We start from the raw sequence: 16565 nt of genomic DNA, 5'->3' as shown, positions 1-16565 counted from the left end.
TGAGAACCCCTTGCACTGATTGCGTGTTTAACAGGATGAGCCGTTGCACCCGCTTCGACAACCACCTATTTCCGACATCGTAACAATGCCGAGGATGTTCCATGACGATCCTGCGCCGATTTTCCCCTGCTTTCCTCCTGCCTTTGCTGACAGCTTTTGCGCTGTCCGCCTGTGGCATCAACAGCGTCCCCACTGCGGAGGAAGCGGCCAAAGCCAAATGGGCCGACGTTCAGGCGCAATATCAGCGCCGCTCCAACCTGATCGGCAATCTGGTCGCCACCGTGAAGGCGGCCGGCAAGCAGGAACAGGACACGCTGGTGAAGGTCACAGAGGCGCGCGCCAAGGCGACATCGGTACAGGTCAACGCCGAGGATCTCTCCGACCCCGCCAAGGTCCAACAATTCCAGCAAGCGCAGGCGCAACTGAGCCAGGGCCTCGGGCGGCTTCTTGCATCGGTGGAGGCTTACCCCGACCTCAAGACCAACCAGAATTTCCTCGACCTCCAGTCACAGCTGGAAGGCACCGAGAACCGCATCGCCGTCGCCATTCGGGACTATAATGAAGCAGTGCGAGCCTATAATACGCGCATCCGCACCTTCCCTGACGCGATCGGTGCCAAGATCATCTATGGCGCCAAGCCGATGACCCCCTTCCAGGCAACCACGCCGGGAGCCGAAGAAGCGCCCAAGGTCGACTTCAGCAAGTAAGCGCCAGCGATGCTCCGCCGCCTGCTCCTGATCTTCGCGCTCCTGTCAGCGATGCTTGGCATGGCTCCGTCCGCCGGAGCCCAGAGCTTTCCGAAGTTCGACGACAAGGGCGTGGTGGATGCCGCGAACATCCTCGACCCCGCGCAGGAACAGGCGCTCAGCCAGAAGCTGATCGCGCAGAAGCAGGCGAGCGGGCGGTCGCTGGTGGTGGCCACCATTCCAGACCTGCAAGGCTATGACATATCGGACTATGGCTACCGCCTCGGCCGCGCCTGGGGGATTGGCGACAAGAATAACCAGGGCGTTTTGCTGATCATCGCACCCAATGAACGCAAGGTGCGGATCGAGGTCGGCTATGGCGTCGAAGGCATACTGACGGACGCGCTGTCGTCGCAGATTATCCGCAACGCGATCACGCCCCGCTTCAAGGCTGGCGACATGGCGGGCGGGATCGACGCGGGCGTCGATCAGATCACGTCGCTGCTCGCCCTGCCCCCGGACCAGGCGCGAGCACGTGCCGTGCAGGCGGAGGCCGAAGCCCGCCAGCAGGATAGCGGAGGCGGCGGCATCCTCGGCTTCTGGATCATCATGTTCTTTATCTTCTTCGTCCTGCTGCCACTGCTGTCACGAGCGCGCGGCGGCAAGCGCTATCGCCGTGGTGGCGGCGCGCCTGTCATTATCTGGGGTCCCGGCATGGGCTCTGGATGGGGCTCTGGCGGCGGGGGCGGATCAAGCTGGGGCGGTGGCGGAGGCGGCTTTTCAGGTGGCGGCAGTTTCGGCGGCGGCGGCGCCTCGGGGGGCTGGTGATGCAAGTCCTTCTCAATCAGGCCGACCACGACGTTGTCACCACCGCCGTCAAGGAAGCAGAGGCACAAACATCCGGCGAGATCGTGACGATCGTCACGCGCCGTTCCGACAGCTATCATGACGTCGGCCTCAGCTGGGCGGTGGTGGCCATATTCCTCGCTTTGTCTTCCGTGGCCGCGTTCCCGGCGCAGCTGCGCGCCTTTCTGTCCACTCTGCTGCTGGATTGGGAACATGAGCTTGCCGACTGGAAGCTCATCCTAAGCCTGACCGGCCTTCTTATCCTGACGTTTCTCGTGGTCCGCTATCTGCTCGCCATCATGCCGCTGCGGATGCTGATGACGCCGCGTGCCACCAAGGCCCGCCGGGTACGCCGCCGCGCGATCCTTCTCTTCCGCACCGCCGCCGAAGCCCGCACGCGCGGGCGCACGGGCGTCCTCATCTATCTCTCGCTTGACGAGCATCGAGCCGAGATCGTCGCCGACCGCGCGATTAACGAAAAAGTCGCGCCCGAAGCGTGGGGCGATGCGATGGCGGCGCTGATCGATGCGATCCGGGCAGGCCAGCCAGGTGAAGGGCTAGCACAGGCCGTGCGTCAGGTCGGCGCCGTCCTCGCGACGCATTTCCCGCGCGAGCATGATGACATCAATGAACTGCCCGACAGGCTGATCGAATTATGAGTGAACAGGATATGGCCGCCCCGGAAGAAATCATGTGGGCTGGCCGTTTCATCACCGCCAAGCGTCGCGGCAGATGGGAATATGTCGGCCGGGCGCGCGGCATCCATGCTGCCGTCATCCTCGCCATCGACGAGGATGCGGAAGGGCGGCGGCATGTGCTGCTCGTCGACCAATTCCGGGTGCCGCTTGGCCGCCGCTGCATCGAACTGCCCGCTGGCCTTGTCGGCGATGATGACGAAGGCGAGGCATCCGAACGCGCGGCCATCCGCGAACTGGAAGAGGAAACCGGATACCGCGCAGGTCACATGGAGGCCGCTGGCGAATTCTACAGTTCGCCCGGCATGGTGTCGGAAAGCTTCTGCCTTTTCCGCGCCCATGATCTGCAAAAGACGGGCGATGGTGGAGGCGTGGACGGGGAAGATATCCGCGTCCACCGCGTTCCACTGGATCAATTGGCGGGGCAGATCGCCGCCTGGCGTACCGAGGGCTTTGCCATCGACGTCAAACTGCTGCTGCTCCTCGGTGCCGAGCTGAGCCGCTAAACGTCACGGCACGCGATACCAAGCGGCTACCCTCTCCAGCGCCAGTGTCAGGACCAGCTTGCCCGCCCTGCTCGGCCATCCGAGCGCCCGCTCCGCCGCGACCAGCCCCTCGCCAGCGCAGGCAACCCGCCATAATATGTCGCTAAGCCCCGGCCCTGCGGCAGCGATGGCGGCATGAAAACGCTCCCGCGCGGACAACTGGGCCATGCTGGGATCCGGCACTCCCGAACCATTTCTTCGGCCACCCGTGGTAGGCGCTGGGTCCCATCGCATGGTGACGCGCGGCCCCAGCCCCGCTTTCTCCCAGTCAGCGCGCAACAACTCCCCCGCCCTGAAATAGCGCTCGCTCAGGTGACCACGTGCATGCAGCCATGCCAGCGGCGATTCGCCCATATTCACCGCCACCGTCTGGACATGTCCTGCGGGGTCCTCGATCTTCTGCTCCACATATTGGCTTCGCATCGGCTTCCTCCTTATGCATGAGTGATGCGAAGGGGCTTGCCACGACGAACCATTTGTAGGAAAGACGAAAAACCAAATAGGTGAAAAATCGGGAATAGGCATGATCACCCGGATTAGAGAAGTTCGAAAAGCCAAGGGTTTGACGCTGGAGCAGGTTGCTGCGCTCTGCCGCCCTGCAACCACGGCGCAGACGATCGGCAGGCTGGAAACCGGCACGCGAACCGTATCGGTCAACTGGCTAAATCGCATTGCCGACGCTCTGGGCGTTGGCTCGTCCGAGCTGGTAGCGCTGCCGGGCCAAAGCGTAGTGCCGGTCGCGGCGCTGCTCGGCCCGGAAGGCGCCCGCGCGCCCACCCGAAGCCTGTCCTTCCCCCCACCTGTGCCCGCCGACGCGATGATCGGCGTCCAGGTCTCGGCCAGCATCGGCGACTATCGCAGCGGCGATGAAATCTGGTGCCGCCGCATCGGCCCGGACGAATTTGCAAGCGCGCTGAACCGCGACATATTGCTGCCACGCCATGCCGGACGCTTCGTCTTCGGCAGACTGATCGGGCGAGAGGGTGACAAGTTGCAAATATTGCCGCTCGGCAGTGGCAGCCGTCAGCAGGTGATCAGCGACCCACCCTGGGGCGCCGTGGCGGTTCAATTGGTGAGACAATTGTAGCCAAAGCCGCGCTTCAGCCCTAACTCTCGATTAACCGCGATGCCTTAAGGGGGACAGCATGACGCTGAATGTCCTTACGCTCTCGACCCTGTTCCCGGACATGAGCCGTCCGAATTTCGGGGTGTTCGTCGAACGGCAGGCGCGGGAACTCGCCAGCCGCCCCGATGTCAATGTCACGGTGATCGCGCCGCTCGGGGTTCCGATCTGGCCGATTGGCCTTGGCAATCAATATGCGCCGCTCCGCGCCCTGCCGCGCAAGGAACGGTGGCAGAACCTCACCGTCTACCGCCCGATTTTTTCGACGATCCCGAAGATCGGCGCGCGCTACAATGTCGGCAGCATGACGCGCGCGATCCTGCCGCTGGTACGCCATCTGCATGAACAGCAGCCCTTCGACGTCATCGACGCCAGCTTCTTCTTCCCCGACGGCCCCGTGGCGCAGCGCCTGTCACGCGCCCTCGGCATCCCCTATTCCGTCAAGGCGCGCGGCGCCGACATCCATTATTGGGGCAAACGGCGCGACACGCGCGGCATGGTGAAACGCGCCGGGGCGGAAGCGGCGGGCCTGCTCGCCGTGTCCAGCGCAATGCGCCGGTCGATGGTCAAGCTGGGCATGGACGCGGAAAAGATCCGCGTTCACTATACCGGCGTCGATCTTGATCGCTTTGAACTGGCCGATCGCGCCGCCGCCAAGGAAGCATTGGGCTTTGAAGGCCCCGTGGTTCTGTGCGTCGGCGCGCTCATTCCACGCAAGGGACAGGAACTGCTGGTGCAGGCGCTTCCGCGTCTGCCCGGCATCACCCTGCTCTTCGCTGGTCAGGGTCAATATCGCCGGGCGCTGGAAAAGCAGGCGGAGGAACTGGCCGTTGACCGACGCATCGGCTTCCTCGGCTCCGTCCCGCATGACCGCCTGCCGCGCATTTATGCCGCGGCCGATGTGATGGCGCTGCCCTCCTCGTCCGAGGGGCTCGCGAACGCCTGGGTCGAATCGCTCGCCTGCGGTACGCCGATCGTCATCACCGATGTTGGTGGCGCGCGCGAACTGCTCGACCGACCGGAAGCAGGTCGGATCGTTGACCGGGACCCGGAAGCTATCGCGGCCGCGATCGGAGAGATTCTCTACAACCCGCCCGAGCGCGAAGCGGTGCGCGATGCAGCACTGCGCTTCACCTGGCAAGCCAATGCCGACCTTCTGCTCCATCATCTGAAGGGCATCGCCCGCAACGGCTAGGCCGGGTGGAGGGGTTCGCCTGTGAAGGACACCCCCCGCCCCTCTCAGATCATGGGCCGCAAGCCGCAACCGAGGGCGCTCGGCATCAGTGTAAATCGGTCACTTCTGGCAGGAAACAATGGCAGCGATCACGGACAGCGTCTCTTCCGGGTCACGCACGCGCACCGTGTCCAGCCCCAGTTCCTTGGCCGGATAGTCATTGCCGCCCGGAAAGATCGCGTCGCCAATAAACATCATCGCATCCAGAGCGATGCCGCTCGCGTCGCGCAACTTCTTGAGGCCATAGGCCTTGTCCACACCCTCGCGCGTGATGTCGATCGATGTCGCGCCGCCCATGTTGATCGACAGGCCGGGCAGACGCTCCCGCAGGTCGGCCTGAATGATACGGCGCTTGGCAAAGTCGGGGTCCCATCCCTCCTTCGCATGGATAGGAGCCTGCTGGCCCAGCGCGGAAAAGGTGATCTGGCTGCCCCGATCCTCGATCCGTTCGCCCCATGTTTCTTCCGGCACGAAACCGGTCGCTTCCAGCGCCTGATCGAAGGCGGCGAAGATGTTCTGCTTCTGCGCTTCGTCGAACAGTTCGGCATAGACTGGCGTCCATGCGCCTGCCTGATGCGTGAAAAGCTTGGTGCCAGTCGTCGGCATCAGCCACAGGCGCGACAGGTCCGCGCGGCCGGGCAGGCGGCTCGCTACCTGCTTGTCGAATTGCGGCCAGTCACCCCCGGAAATCACTGCAACATGCGCGACCGTCATCAGGTCAGCCAGCGCCTCCCCCATCTCCTCGCCCAAAGGTTGCTTGCTTTCCGCCAGCGTTCCGTCGAGATCAAAGGCGATCAACTCTTTCATTTGGGCAAGCTCCTGGACTCCATGTCGGCGCAGCTATCATCAATTGAGCGATCGGCAAATGCACGGAAGTGAGGAAATGATGCAGCACATGTCGTTGGAAATGGGAAGCGATTGGCTGCTGCTCGACCGTGGCCAGAGCTCGGAGGTTTTTCATATTGGCGACGGAAAAGTCATCAAGATCTTCCATCCCGCCGTGTCCGAAGAAATGATCGAGCGCGAAAGGGCGGCTGCCACACTGGCCGATTCCCTCGGCCTCCCCACCGCCGCACCCCGCGCGCGCGTCGAGGTCGATGACAAACGCGCCCTCATCTATCCAAAGATAGACGGCCCATCCGTCGCCAGAGCCATTCGCAAGAAGCCCTTCTCGGCGGCCTCCCTCCTCCGGGACATGGCTCGCCTCTTCCATAAGATGCACGGTCGCTCGGCATCCGGACTGCGCACGGTGAAGTCCGTGCTTAAAACCGATATCGAATATGGCCCGGCGCCCGATCGGCTCAAGCGCGCCGCCACCGATTACCTCGCTCGCCTCCCAGAGGGCAATCAGCTCCTCCACGGCGACTTCCACATCGACAATATTCTGGTCAATGATAACGGGCTGGTCGTCCTCGACTGGGCGAAGGCCGCGATCGGCGTGCCCGCCGCCGATGCCGTCAGGAGCGAGATGTTGATGCGGTTCGGCGAAGGCCCTGCCGACCCCATCACCAACATCTGGCGCGACTGGGCCGCCCGTCAGTTTGGCCTCGCCTATCAAAGGCAAAGCGGCGTCACGCCCGATCAGCTTTCCCGATGGCGTCCCATCGTCGCGCTAGCATGGCTCCGCGCGCGGCCTCCCGTCCGCAATGCAGCCTTCACCCGCTATCTGAACAACGCCCTACGCGGCGCGCGAATCCGGTCCTCAGCTGACCCGCGCAAGATTGATCCGCCGCACTGGTCCATCCGAACGGCGCTCCCCCTGCTGCCTCTCGTCGCAAAGCCGCTCCACGGCATTGTTCACCAGCATATCGAGGCCCTGATCGCTTAGCAGGCCGCCCCGGATCAGGCATCGGTCGATCAGCACCCGGCGGAACGCCGCATAGAGAGTCTGGTCCGGCGCGCCCGGATCGAGCCAGAATTCGTCCAGCGTCCCCCTATAAACAACGCCGGGCACCTTGTAGACAGCATGTCCCAGCACCAGCACCGGCTTGCCCTTGTTCAGCGCCAGCGTGCCGACCGTGCTGTTGACCGTCACCACGCCAAGCGACCGGCCCACCACCTGCGCGATGTCGAGGTCTGCAAGATAATAGACCCGATCCGCGACACCATATCGGGCTGCGAGCCGCCGCGTCAGCCGCTCCCAGGCGACCAATCCCGAATCCAGCGGATGCCGCTTCACCAACAGGTTAGTGCCCTCAGGTGCATATCGCGCGAAGCTCTTGATAACGAACCGCAAGGCCGCGCGCATATTGCCAAACGGCGAATGGACGCGAATCTGATAGTCCGAATCCAGCTGCAACGGCAGAGCGAAATAGGGCTTGTCCCGTATCGTCTCCCATTGCGCCCGCGACAAACGCACGTCACGCTTTCGCAGCATCAGCTTCTTGAACCATCCCGCCGCCTCCAGCAGGAAGCTTTGCGGCCGATGCGTGCGGTAAAATGGAAAGATCGGCCACATCATTGCCGACGCCAGCCCATTGCGCGTCGTATTCACCGCGCGCCTGCGGAAGGTCGAAGGAATTTGCGGCTCCCGCCCGCCCTCCGGCGGCAGGCCCAGCGCCTCGTCCAGATACCATTGCGGGTCGAGCGGCAACGTTGAATTGCCGTTCACCCCGTCCTCTTGCAACGTCATGAAATCCGGCCGGATATAGCCTTCCTCCAGCACATGGACGCGCAAGCCGCGCAGCCGCGCCATCTTGTGCGCGGACGCATGATAGGGGCGGCAATCGCCATACAGGATCAGGTCGGTGACGCCATGCTGGACGATATAATCGTCAAAGAAGAGCGGCCAGTTGCGGAAGGAACCACGATAATCGGTCGCTTCGCCCGGCCAATCGACCTTGTCGCCGCCGTTGATGTTGATCCGCAGCGCGCCATGCCCCCGCGCCCGCAAGGCGTCCGCCAGCATCGCGAAAAAGGGTCCATGCGGTCCCTGAAGAAAAAGGAAGGTCTTGGCTTGGCCGTCAGCCATGGAGATGCTCGGCAGACAAAGTCATAAATCTTCTAATTTTCCCCTGTAGCGTCCGCATTCGGATCAGCCATGAAATTGATGACGTCGATCCACTACCCAAACGCTCCACCATGATTTCGGGGCCGCAGGGCAGACCTGTTACCGGGTCGAGGTAACGTGGATAGAGAATCAGGGCGGCCGCCACAAGCTGGTCGATCGTCAGCTTGCGCCCTCGACGCGGATTGGGCTCGGCCAGGTCTCGCGTCAGGCCCCATCCGGCGTAGAATGGCATGCCATGCACCGTGACAGGCCGGTCTCGCAGCAGTGCCTCGAACCCGGTGAGCGATGACAGCACATGCACTTCGTCCACCGCCTGCACCAATGTCATCAGCGGTGCGCCACAATCGAGCGCGTCGGCATGTTCATGCACGACGGCGTCGCTCAAATGCCCGCGCCGCAGCCCGGCTTGCACATCGGGATGGGGCCGGTAGATGATATGGGCATCCGGCTCAGCCCGCCGCGCCCGCTTCAACAGGCCCAGATTGCCCTCGACCCCAGCGCCGCCAAGCTGGACCGACAGATCATCCTCCACCTGCCCGACGACCAGCACCGTGCGCTTGGCCGTTGGAAGGCTGGGCATCGACCCGCCATCCTGTCCGTATTTGGTGACGCCAGACGCCCGGATCATCGCACGGAGCCGAGCGGCGCGCTCCACTAGCGCCGGTGAAAAAGCATGTGTTGCAAGCAACGTCTCAAGATCGCTCGGCCCGCCCGCATCATAATAGATACCAGACCGGTCGATGACGACCGACCCCGGCGGCGTCAGCGCGGCCCCCAGCCCCTTCGACCGCAAGAAGCCATCCTCCACCCGCGCAACCGCAACGTCCGGCGCGTCCGCCTGCAAGGACGATGGCACCCGCGATGGCCAGACCGCCAGCGCCCCACCCTCGCGCCTTGCGCGCCGCACCCCGGCGCGTGGGGAAAGGAAGGGCGGCGAACGCACCCCATCCCATATGAACCGCCGCATCGCTTCGCGCTTCCAGAAAGCCATGCCGCTGGCGGCGGCGATATGCCGGTTGCCTTGCAGATGGCGGCCCCACTCCGCCAGTTGCGCGACGGCTTGCTCGACGCCCACCACCTGGCCGCTGAAACAATCCCGGTAGCTGGCCGCCGCGACCGCTCGCTTTGCCGCCAGCCGAAGCCGTTCAGGCGCGATCACTTCCCCATCAGGTCCATGCACAGCAACGCCCAGCATCCCCGCAATGATCGCCAGCTCATCGTCGGCCGCCGCGTGGACGGAGCGCGCCTGCGCCACCAGCGCCCAGGGATCATACGCCTTGGCTGACTGCCGCAGCGGAAGAATCACAATCTCATCCAGCCTCAAGCCCTCGCGGGGAAAACGACACCCCGCTCGCGCGACGAGCCTCACGCCCTCGCGCTGGCGACCCCAAAAGGCCCCGCCAACCCGCGCCGCCGCGATCTGGTCGATAACGCTGTCTGGAACCTCATCCGGCTCACTCGCCCGCTCGCGCAGAATGCTCACCGCCGCCACGCGCGGGGCAATTCCGGGAAAGGGCGGCGATCGCAGGAAGGGCAGCGGCGTCACTTCGTCAAATCCCGTCCGCACCCAGCAGAAAAGCAATTGTCCACAAAACTTTCATGCGCACCCCCGGCAGGGACGTCAAGCGGGCGCGCTAGCCGTCACATTCTCCAGCAATTGCATGATGATATCGAAATAGTCTCGCCATTGCGGCGCGCGCCACGCCTTGATACGCGCCATCTGCGCCTCGCGCTCGGGTGCATCCGGCAGCGCATAGGCTTCGATCAAACGCATCCATCCGAGCCCGTCCAATGGATCGAGATAGTCCGGAGCCTCTCCCCCAACTTCCCGATGCGCGACGATGTCGCTGCAAATCACCGGCACACCCACCGACAGCGCCTCGATCACCGGAATGCCGAACCCCTCCTCAAACGAAGGCATCAGCATCGCCCGCGCCCCCGCGACCAGCGCGTGCATTTCCGTGTCCGGCACGCTGCCCGCTTCGATGACATGGCCGCGCAGGATTTCCGCGCGCTCCAGCATGTCGACGACATTCTCATTTTCCCAGCCACGACGGCCGATCAGCACCAGCACCGGAGCCCGATCGCCCAAACGCTCCACCAGACGCCGCCACAGATTGAGCAGCAGCAGGTGGTTCTTTCGCGGCTCGATGGTCGAGATGTAAACGAAATAAGGCCGCGACGGCACCTCATGCCTATCGCCCCCGAATATATCGGGCGGGTCAGAGCCGAAATGGGCGACGCACAGGCTGCGCCCTTCCATGCTCCGCGTCATGAAGGGGCCAAGCGCATCAATCGTCGCCTGGCTGTTGCCGATGATGCCATCGGCATAGCGGTCGATCGTGCGAATTCGCCGCCGATGTTCCTCCGCCCCCTGCGGCCGCGCGAACTCCGGATGGGTGAGCGGGATCACATCATGCACAAGCGTCACGAAACGCGCGCCTTCCGCCCGCAGGATCGCGCCCACCTGATCCGGGTCGTCCAGATGGTGGGGCGATACCTGCAAATAGACGCGCGCGCTCCGGGCGCGAGGCACCGGGCGGGGTCGCAAAGCGATCAGGTGCCGGATCACCGCGGCCCGGCTCGCCGCCTCATCATTGGCGCTGCTGTTGCGCCAACGCGCCGCCGTGAAGGCCAGAAACTGCCGTACCGCCGCACTGTTCAGCCGCCCATAATAGCCGCCCGCCGGATGCACGGCGGCAAAGGCCAGCCGCTCCGGTATCCGCTCCAGCAACTCGCGCGCATAGACATATTCGACCCGGTCGATGCCGGTCGGCGCCGCATGGAAGCTGCGCGACAATAGCCGCGAAATGTCGAGGATGATCTCCGCCTTGCCATCCGCAGCCGCGACATAGCTTCTTGCTGGTTTCGATCGCAACGCCAGCCGGGCGCCGGGCGCCTTGAACGGTTTCAGCGCCATGTCAGCGCTTCTCCATCGGCTTTGTCATGAAATTCGCGCGGCTCAGAACTGGGCACGTATCTCTTCCGCCAGCGCTTCGAGGGCAGCGGGATCAGCGAAATTGCCTTGGGCATGGGCGGAAAAGCCCATCGGCCCACCCTGCCAGCGCGGCACGATATGAAAATGCAGGTGAAACACGGTCTGCCCGGCAGGCGCGCCGTTGAACTGGGCGACATGGATGCCGTCGGGATCGAGCGCCTTGGCCGTCGCCTTGGCGACTTTCCTCACCGTGGCCATCACCTGCGCCAGCGCATCCTCCTCGATCTCAAGGATGTTGCGCGCCTTCGACCATTTGGAAATGACCAGGCTGTGTCCCTTCGACTGCGGCTGGATGTCGAGGAAGGCATATGTATACGCATCCTCATACAGCTTGGTCGAAGGGATCTTGCCCTGAAGGATAAATGCAAAGACATTGCCTTCGTCATAGGTGCCCTCAAGGCTCATGCCGCGTTCCTCAGCTCAGATAATGAGCCGTGGTCTTAGCGGCGACTTCCTCCGCCGTCACGCCCGGCGCGAGTTCAACGAGCTTGAACGGGCTGTCATGGTCGGCGCGCATGAACACGCACAGGTCGGTGACGATCATGTCGACCACATTCTTGCCGGTCAGCGGCAGGGTGCAGGCCGGGATGAACTTGGGCGTGCCGTCCTTGGACGTATGTTCCATGACGACAATGATCTTCTTGACGCCCGCGACCAAATCCATCGCGCCGCCCATGCCCTTGATCATCTTGCCGGGGATCATCCAGTTCGCGATATCGCCATTTTCCGCGACTTCCATCGCGCCCAGCACGGTCAGGTCGATATGCCCGCCCCGGATCATGGCGAAGCTATCGGCGCTGGAGAAATAGGCGCTGTTCGGCAATTCGCTGATCGTCTGCTTGCCCGCATTGATGAGGTCGGCGTCTTCGTCACCCTCATAGGGAAAGGGACCGATACCCAGCATGCCATTTTCCGACTGGAGCGTCACTTCCACGCCAGCGGGAATATGATTCGCCACCAGCGTCGGGATACCGATGCCCAGATTCACATAGAAACCGTCCTTCAGCTCCTTCGCCGCCCGCGCGGCCATCTCGTCACGGCTCCAGGCCATTATGCGGTCTCCCTCTGGCGAACGGTGCGGAATTCGATCTTCTTCTCGTAAGGCGCGCCGACGATCATGCGCTTCACATAGATGCCGGGCAGGTGGATCGCGTCGGGATCAAGGCTGCCGACCGGCACCACTTCCTCGACTTCGGCGACGCAGATCTTCGCGGCGGTCGCCATCGGCGCGTTGAAGTTGCGCGCAGTCTTGCGGAAGATCAGGTTGCCGCTTTCGTCAGCCTTCCATCCCTTGATGATCGCCACGTCAGCGAAGATGCCACGTTCCAGGATATAGTCCTGCCCGTCGAAGCTCTTCACTTCCTTACCCTCGGCAACCGCCGTGCCGACGCCCGTCTTGGTGTAGAAGCCCGGAATGCCCGCGCCGCCCGCGCGGCAGCGCTCAGCCAGCGTCCCTTGCGGACAAAACTCCACCTCCAACTCACCGGCCAGATATTGCCGCTCGAATTCCTTGTTCTCGCCGACATAGGAGGAGATCATCTTCTTGACCTGCCGGGTCCGCAGCAGCTTGCCGAGCCCCTCGCCGTCAATCCCGGCGTTGTTGGAGGCGATGGTGAGGTCCTTGACCCCCGAATCACGGATCGCGTCGATCAGACGCTCGGGAATTCCGCAAAGTCCAAAGCCGCCTGCACAAAGGTGCATGCCATCGAAGAGAAGGCCCTCCAACGCAGACGCAGCATCGGGGTATAGCTTCTTGACCATCGCTTTTCCTCCTCCTGAATGGCTTCAGCCCATAGGGGGAAGCAGCCGGAGGGTCAATTTGCTGCAATGGCGAAAGTAGCGCTCCGGTGTTTCTGCGAAGGCAGGGAACCCAGTCCCGCCCTCACCTGGTCACTCCTGCCTGCGCAGGAGCACAAAGCGCTTAAATCAAGCCGGCAAGCGGGCTGGACGGATCGGCATACATGCGCTTCCCCATCCGCCCGGCGCGATAGGCCATGCGCCCGGCTTCCACCCCGGCCTTCATAGCCGCCGCCATCAGCACCGGGTCCTTCGCTTCAGCAATCGCCGTGTTCATCAGAACGCCGGTGCAGCCCAACTCCATCGCCTCTGCCGCTTCCGACGCCGTGCCCACGCCCGCATCCACCAGCACCGGCAGCTTCGTGCCCTCCACGATCAGGCGGATCGTCACCCGGTTCTGGATACCCAGTCCCGACCCGATCGGCGCGCCCAGCGGCATGATCGCCACCGCGCCCGCATCCTCCAGCCGCTTGGCCGCGATCGGATCGTCAACGCAATAGACCATCGGCTTGAAGCCTTCCTTGGCCAGCACCTCGGTCGCGCGCAAAGTCTCCACCATGTCGGGGTAAAGCGTCCGCGCCTCGCCCAGCACCTCCAGCTTCACGAGATCCCAGCCGCCCGCTTCCCGCGCCAGCCGCAGCGTGCGAATTGCCTCCTCGCCAGTGAAGCAGCCCGCCGTATTGGGCAGATAGGTGATCTTCTTAGGGTCGATGAAGTCGGTCAGCATCGGCGCCTTGGGGTCCGACACATTGACGCGCCGCACCGCCACGGTGACGATCTCCGCCCCCGAAGCCGCAACCGCCGCCGCATTCTGCTCGAAATTCTTGTACTTGCCCGTGCCCACGATCAACCGCGACCGAAAAGTCTTGCCCGCGACGCTCCAGCTGTCGTCATCCACCGCCGACACATCGCCGCCGCCAACAAAATGCACGATCTCCAGATCGTCGCCATCCTCGACGCACACCTGCGCCAGTGTCGAGCGCGGCACGACCTCCAGGTTGCGCTCCACCGCGACCTTTTCCGGCACGAAGCCGAGTTCGCTCGCCAGTTCCGCCAGCGTCATGCCCGCGCGCACGCGGCGATGCTCGCCATTGATGGAGATCGATACTGTTCCGTCAACGTGCAATGCTCTGTCCTGTCTCTTACGAAAGAAGGTGTCTCGACTTGGCGGGACACGAAAGGCTAAGGATTACGGCGCATATAGGGGCCACGACACCCCTGCCGCAACATGCTAAGGGGGATTGCCATGGCCGACGCGCGGAAAATCTTTGTGTTGAACGGCCCCAACCTCAACATGCTGGGCACGCGGGAGCCGGAAATCTACGGCTATGACACGCTGGACGACATTGCCGAGCGGATGGAGGATGCCGCCACCCGCGCCCATGTCGAAATCGATTTCCGCCAGTCCAATCATGAAGGCCACCTGATCGACTGGCTTCAGGAAGCGCATGAGGAAGGCGCGCATGCCGTCATCCTCAATCCCGGCGGCCTCACCCACACCTCCATCGCGCTCCACGACGCGATCAAGGGCATCAGCGTGCCCGTCATAGAGGTACACCTGTCCAACCCGCACAAGCGCGAGCCATTCCGCCACAAAAGCTATGTCGGCATGGCGGCAAAGGGAACGATCGCCGGTTTCGGCCCGCTCTCCTACATGCTCGCACTGGAAGCCGCGCTCGAGCTGTAACTCGTCGCTCAAAAGTTGCGCTTTGCCCCAAATGCGCATAGGCGCGGGCATCGCATAAGACATTTTACGGTCCAGGGACTTCAAATGAACGATAAGGCTGAAAAGGGCGCAATGCAGGTCGACGTGCAGCTGGTGCGGGATCTCGCCGCCCTGCTCGACGACACCAACCTGACGGAAATCGAGGTGGAGGACGGCGATCGCAAGATCCGCGTCGCTCGCAAGGCCGCAAACGCCGCCGCCGTCGCCTATGCGCCCGCTCCTGTGGCAGCCCCGGCCGCTGCCGCGCCGGTGGCCGCGCCCGCAGCAGCCCCTGCCGAAGCCGCAGCTGCTGTTGCCGCCAACGCCGTTCGCTCGCCGATCGTCGGCACCGCCTATCTGTCGGCAGAGCCGGGCGCAGCGCCCTTCGCTGCCGTCGGTTCGACCGTGAAGGCAGGCGACACCGTGCTGATCGTCGAAGCGATGAAAGTCATGAACGCCATCACCGCGCCGAATGCTGGCACGGTCAAGGCTGTCCTGGTCGATAACGGCCAGCCGGTCGAATATGACCAGCCGCTGATCGTCATCGAATAAGGCGCGCCCATGGCCATCGAAAAGCTGCTGATCGCGAACCGGGGCGAAATCGCGCTCCGCATCCACCGCGCCTGCCATGAAATGGGCATCAAGACGGTGGCGGTCCACTCCACCGCCGACGCTGACGCCATGCATGTGCGCCTTGCCGACGAAGCGATCTGCATCGGGCCGCCCGCCGCCAAGGACAGCTATCTGAACGTCGCAGCGATCATCTCGGCCGCTGAAATCTCCGGCGCGGATGCCATCCATCCGGGCTATGGCTTCCTGTCGGAAAACGCCCAGTTCGCGGAAATCGTGGAAGCGCATGGATTGGCCTTCGTCGGCCCCAAGCCTGAACATATCCGCATCATGGGCGACAAGGTCGAAGCCAAGCGTACCGCAGGCGCGCTCGGCCTGCCGCTGGTCCCCGGCTCCGACGGCGCGCTCTCCAGCGTCGAGGAAGCCAAGGCAGTCGCCGCGAAGATCGGCTATCCCGTCCTCATCAAGGCGGCATCGGGCGGCGGCGGTCGCGGCATGAAGGTCGTGCCGTCCGAAGACCTGCTCGAAACCTCGATGAAGCAGGCGGGCAGCGAAGCCAAGGCGGCGTTCGGCGACGACACGGTCTACATGGAAAAATATCTGGGCAACCCCCGGCATATCGAATTCCAGGTGTTCGGCGACGGCAACGGCAACGCCATCCACCTTGGCGAACGCGACTGCTCGCTCCAGCGCCGCCACCAGAAGGTACTGGAGGAAGCCCCCTCCCCTGTCCTTTCCGCCGCAGAGCGCGACCGGATGGGCGAAGTCGTGCGCAAGGCGATGGCCGACATGGGCTATCGCGGCGCTGGCACGATCGAATTCCTGTGGGAAGACGGCGAATTCTACTTCATCGAGATGAACACCCGGCTTCAGGTGGAACATCCGGTGACGGAAATGATCACTGGCCTCGACCTCGTCCGCGAACAGATCCGCGTCGCCGAGGGCAAGCCACTCTCTGTCGAGCAAGCGGACATCGAATTCCACGGCCACGCCATCGAATGCCGCATCAATGCGGAGGACCCCAAGACCTTCGCGCCATCGCCCGGCACCGTCACCAGCTATCACGTTCCGGGCGGCATGCACGTCCGCGTCGATAGCGGCCTCTATCAGGGCTACCGCGTACCGCCTTACTACGACAGCATGATCGGCAAGCTGATCGTCTACGGCCGCACCCGCGAAGGCTGCATCATGCGGTTGAAGCGCGCGCTGGAGGAATATGTGATCGAGGGCATGAAGACCACGATTCCGCTCCACCAGAAGCTGCTCAAGGACCCCGAATTCCTGAACGGCGACTACACGATCAAGTGGCTGGAAGAGTGGTTGGCCAAGGACGAACAGGCGTGAAGGTCATCGTGG

Annotated in this window: 18 protein-coding genes and 1 pseudogene; 10 read left to right on the top strand and 9 right to left on the bottom strand. The window is 63.5% G+C overall.

Going from position 1 to position 16565, the window contains the following annotated elements; translation table 11 throughout:
• Window positions 1-101 precede the first annotated feature (101 nt).
• The 4 genes from ACZ51H_RS00945 to ACZ51H_RS00930 are packed head-to-tail and all read left to right on the top strand — an operon-like array spanning window position 102 to window position 2733.
• Window positions 102-707, top strand: a complete 606-nt coding sequence (locus ACZ51H_RS00945; protein WP_449471225.1) for a LemA family protein — start codon at window positions 102-104, stop codon at window positions 705-707.
• 9 nt (window positions 708-716) lie between these two features.
• Complete coding sequence (locus ACZ51H_RS00940) at window positions 717-1514, top strand: TPM domain-containing protein (RefSeq protein WP_460987505.1); 798 nt, start codon at window positions 717-719, stop codon at window positions 1512-1514.
• Complete coding sequence (locus ACZ51H_RS00935) at window positions 1514-2191, top strand: TPM domain-containing protein (protein ID WP_464802171.1); 678 nt, start codon at window positions 1514-1516, stop codon at window positions 2189-2191. The genes ACZ51H_RS00940 and ACZ51H_RS00935 overlap by 1 nt, the downstream gene beginning before the upstream one ends.
• Window positions 2188-2733 (top strand): NUDIX hydrolase, encoded by a 546-nt coding sequence (locus tag ACZ51H_RS00930; protein ID WP_464802170.1) that lies wholly within the window; start codon window positions 2188-2190, stop codon window positions 2731-2733. Before ACZ51H_RS00935 ends, ACZ51H_RS00930 begins: the two co-directional genes overlap by 4 nt.
• Before the next feature lie 3 nt (window positions 2734-2736).
• Here the strand turns inward: ACZ51H_RS00930 and ACZ51H_RS00925 are convergent, their stop codons facing one another.
• Complete coding sequence (locus ACZ51H_RS00925) at window positions 2737-3195, bottom strand: DUF6456 domain-containing protein (RefSeq protein WP_464802169.1); 459 nt, start codon at window positions 3193-3195, stop codon at window positions 2737-2739.
• A gap of 100 nt (window positions 3196-3295) precedes the next feature.
• Here ACZ51H_RS00925 and ACZ51H_RS00920 point away from each other — a divergent pair, with 100 nt between their 5' ends.
• A complete protein-coding gene (locus ACZ51H_RS00920) occupies window positions 3296-3859 on the top strand; it encodes a helix-turn-helix domain-containing protein (protein ID WP_449471217.1) in 564 nt (187 codons plus the stop codon).
• 58 nt (window positions 3860-3917) lie between these two features.
• Complete coding sequence (locus ACZ51H_RS00915; protein WP_464802168.1) at window positions 3918-5090, top strand: glycosyltransferase; 1173 nt, start codon at window positions 3918-3920, stop codon at window positions 5088-5090.
• 99 nt (window positions 5091-5189) lie between these two features.
• Here the strand turns inward: ACZ51H_RS00915 and ACZ51H_RS00910 are convergent, their stop codons facing one another.
• Complete coding sequence (locus tag ACZ51H_RS00910; RefSeq protein ID WP_449471214.1) at window positions 5190-5936, bottom strand: HAD-IIB family hydrolase; 747 nt, start codon at window positions 5934-5936, stop codon at window positions 5190-5192.
• A 58-nt stretch (window positions 5937-5994) separates the two neighbouring features.
• Between ACZ51H_RS00910 and ACZ51H_RS00905 the strand changes: the two are divergent.
• Window positions 5995-6588, top strand: a pseudogene (locus ACZ51H_RS00905) (phosphotransferase family protein); the annotation flags it as partial.
• Window positions 6589-6831: 243 nt separating this feature from the next.
• On the opposite strand, the gene ACZ51H_RS00900 reads toward ACZ51H_RS00905, so the two are convergent.
• The 7 genes from ACZ51H_RS00900 to thiS all read right to left on the bottom strand — a co-directional run bounded on the left by ACZ51H_RS00900 (window position 6832) and on the right by thiS (window position 14060).
• Complete coding sequence (locus ACZ51H_RS00900) at window positions 6832-8100, bottom strand: capsule biosynthesis protein (protein ID WP_464802167.1); 1269 nt, start codon at window positions 8098-8100, stop codon at window positions 6832-6834.
• On the bottom strand, window positions 8093-9685 hold the full coding sequence (locus ACZ51H_RS00895; RefSeq protein ID WP_464802166.1) for a capsular polysaccharide export protein, LipB/KpsS family: 1593 nt from the start codon (window positions 9683-9685) through the stop codon (window positions 8093-8095). The genes ACZ51H_RS00900 and ACZ51H_RS00895 overlap by 8 nt, the downstream gene beginning before the upstream one ends.
• Before the next feature lie 75 nt (window positions 9686-9760).
• Entirely contained in the window at window positions 9761-11059 is a 1299-nt protein-coding gene (locus ACZ51H_RS00890) for a glycosyltransferase family 4 protein (protein WP_464802165.1), read from the bottom strand.
• Window positions 11060-11101: 42 nt separating this feature from the next.
• On the bottom strand, window positions 11102-11542 hold the full coding sequence (locus ACZ51H_RS00885) for an HIT family protein (RefSeq protein ID WP_464802164.1): 441 nt from the start codon (window positions 11540-11542) through the stop codon (window positions 11102-11104).
• A gap of 10 nt (window positions 11543-11552) precedes the next feature.
• Complete coding sequence (locus ACZ51H_RS00880; RefSeq protein ID WP_460987496.1) at window positions 11553-12188, bottom strand: CoA transferase subunit B; 636 nt, start codon at window positions 12186-12188, stop codon at window positions 11553-11555.
• The gene (locus ACZ51H_RS00875) at window positions 12188-12898 is read right to left on the bottom strand and encodes a CoA transferase subunit A (RefSeq protein WP_464802163.1); all 711 of its coding nucleotides are present in this window, start codon (window positions 12896-12898) and stop codon (window positions 12188-12190) included. The genes ACZ51H_RS00880 and ACZ51H_RS00875 overlap by 1 nt, the downstream gene beginning before the upstream one ends.
• A 160-nt stretch (window positions 12899-13058) precedes the next feature.
• On the bottom strand, window positions 13059-14060 hold the full coding sequence (gene thiS / locus ACZ51H_RS00870; protein ID WP_464802162.1) for a sulfur carrier protein ThiS: 1002 nt from the start codon (window positions 14058-14060) through the stop codon (window positions 13059-13061).
• Between the two features lie 120 nt (window positions 14061-14180).
• Here thiS and aroQ point away from each other — a divergent pair, with 120 nt between their 5' ends.
• From aroQ to accC, 3 genes are all read left to right on the top strand, one after another.
• Window positions 14181-14621: a type II 3-dehydroquinate dehydratase gene (gene aroQ / locus ACZ51H_RS00865; protein ID WP_460987493.1), complete on the top strand. Its 441-nt coding sequence runs from the start codon at window positions 14181-14183 to the stop codon at window positions 14619-14621.
• Window positions 14622-14705: 84 nt separating this feature from the next.
• Complete coding sequence (accB, locus tag ACZ51H_RS00860) at window positions 14706-15191, top strand: acetyl-CoA carboxylase biotin carboxyl carrier protein (RefSeq protein WP_449471202.1); 486 nt, start codon at window positions 14706-14708, stop codon at window positions 15189-15191.
• A gap of 9 nt (window positions 15192-15200) precedes the next feature.
• Window positions 15201-16553, top strand: a complete 1353-nt coding sequence (gene accC / locus ACZ51H_RS00855) for an acetyl-CoA carboxylase biotin carboxylase subunit (protein WP_464802161.1) — start codon at window positions 15201-15203, stop codon at window positions 16551-16553.
• The last annotated feature ends 12 nt before the right edge of the window (window positions 16554-16565 follow it).

The sequence above is a fragment of the Sphingobium sp. TomMM15 genome (assembly GCF_055397045.1).
This window is presented reverse-complemented; position numbering and strand designations above follow the sequence as displayed.

Coding starts and splice junctions, on each gene's coding strand:
- ACZ51H_RS00945 (WP_449471225.1), top strand. CDS start 102: ATGACGATCCTGCGCCGATTTTCCCCTGCTTTCCTCCTGCCTTTGCTG.
- ACZ51H_RS00940 (WP_460987505.1), top strand. CDS start 717: ATGCTCCGCCGCCTGCTCCTGATCTTCGCGCTCCTGTCAGCGATGCTT.
- ACZ51H_RS00935 (WP_464802171.1), top strand. CDS start 1,514: ATGCAAGTCCTTCTCAATCAGGCCGACCACGACGTTGTCACCACCGCC.
- ACZ51H_RS00930 (WP_464802170.1), top strand. CDS start 2,188: ATGAGTGAACAGGATATGGCCGCCCCGGAAGAAATCATGTGGGCTGGC.
- ACZ51H_RS00925 (WP_464802169.1), bottom strand. CDS start 3,195: ATGCGAAGCCAATATGTGGAGCAGAAGATCGAGGACCCCGCAGGACAT.
- ACZ51H_RS00920 (WP_449471217.1), top strand. CDS start 3,296: ATGATCACCCGGATTAGAGAAGTTCGAAAAGCCAAGGGTTTGACGCTG.
- ACZ51H_RS00915 (WP_464802168.1), top strand. CDS start 3,918: ATGACGCTGAATGTCCTTACGCTCTCGACCCTGTTCCCGGACATGAGC.
- ACZ51H_RS00910 (WP_449471214.1), bottom strand. CDS start 5,936: ATGAAAGAGTTGATCGCCTTTGATCTCGACGGAACGCTGGCGGAAAGC.
- ACZ51H_RS00900 (WP_464802167.1), bottom strand. CDS start 8,100: ATGGCTGACGGCCAAGCCAAGACCTTCCTTTTTCTTCAGGGACCGCAT.
- ACZ51H_RS00890 (WP_464802165.1), bottom strand. CDS start 11,059: ATGGCGCTGAAACCGTTCAAGGCGCCCGGCGCCCGGCTGGCGTTGCGA.
- ACZ51H_RS00885 (WP_464802164.1), bottom strand. CDS start 11,542: ATGAGCCTTGAGGGCACCTATGACGAAGGCAATGTCTTTGCATTTATC.
- ACZ51H_RS00880 (WP_460987496.1), bottom strand. CDS start 12,188: ATGGCCTGGAGCCGTGACGAGATGGCCGCGCGGGCGGCGAAGGAGCTG.
- ACZ51H_RS00875 (WP_464802163.1), bottom strand. CDS start 12,898: ATGGTCAAGAAGCTATACCCCGATGCTGCGTCTGCGTTGGAGGGCCTT.
- aroQ (WP_460987493.1), top strand. CDS start 14,181: ATGGCCGACGCGCGGAAAATCTTTGTGTTGAACGGCCCCAACCTCAAC.
- accB (WP_449471202.1), top strand. CDS start 14,706: ATGAACGATAAGGCTGAAAAGGGCGCAATGCAGGTCGACGTGCAGCTG.
- accC (WP_464802161.1), top strand. CDS start 15,201: ATGGCCATCGAAAAGCTGCTGATCGCGAACCGGGGCGAAATCGCGCTC.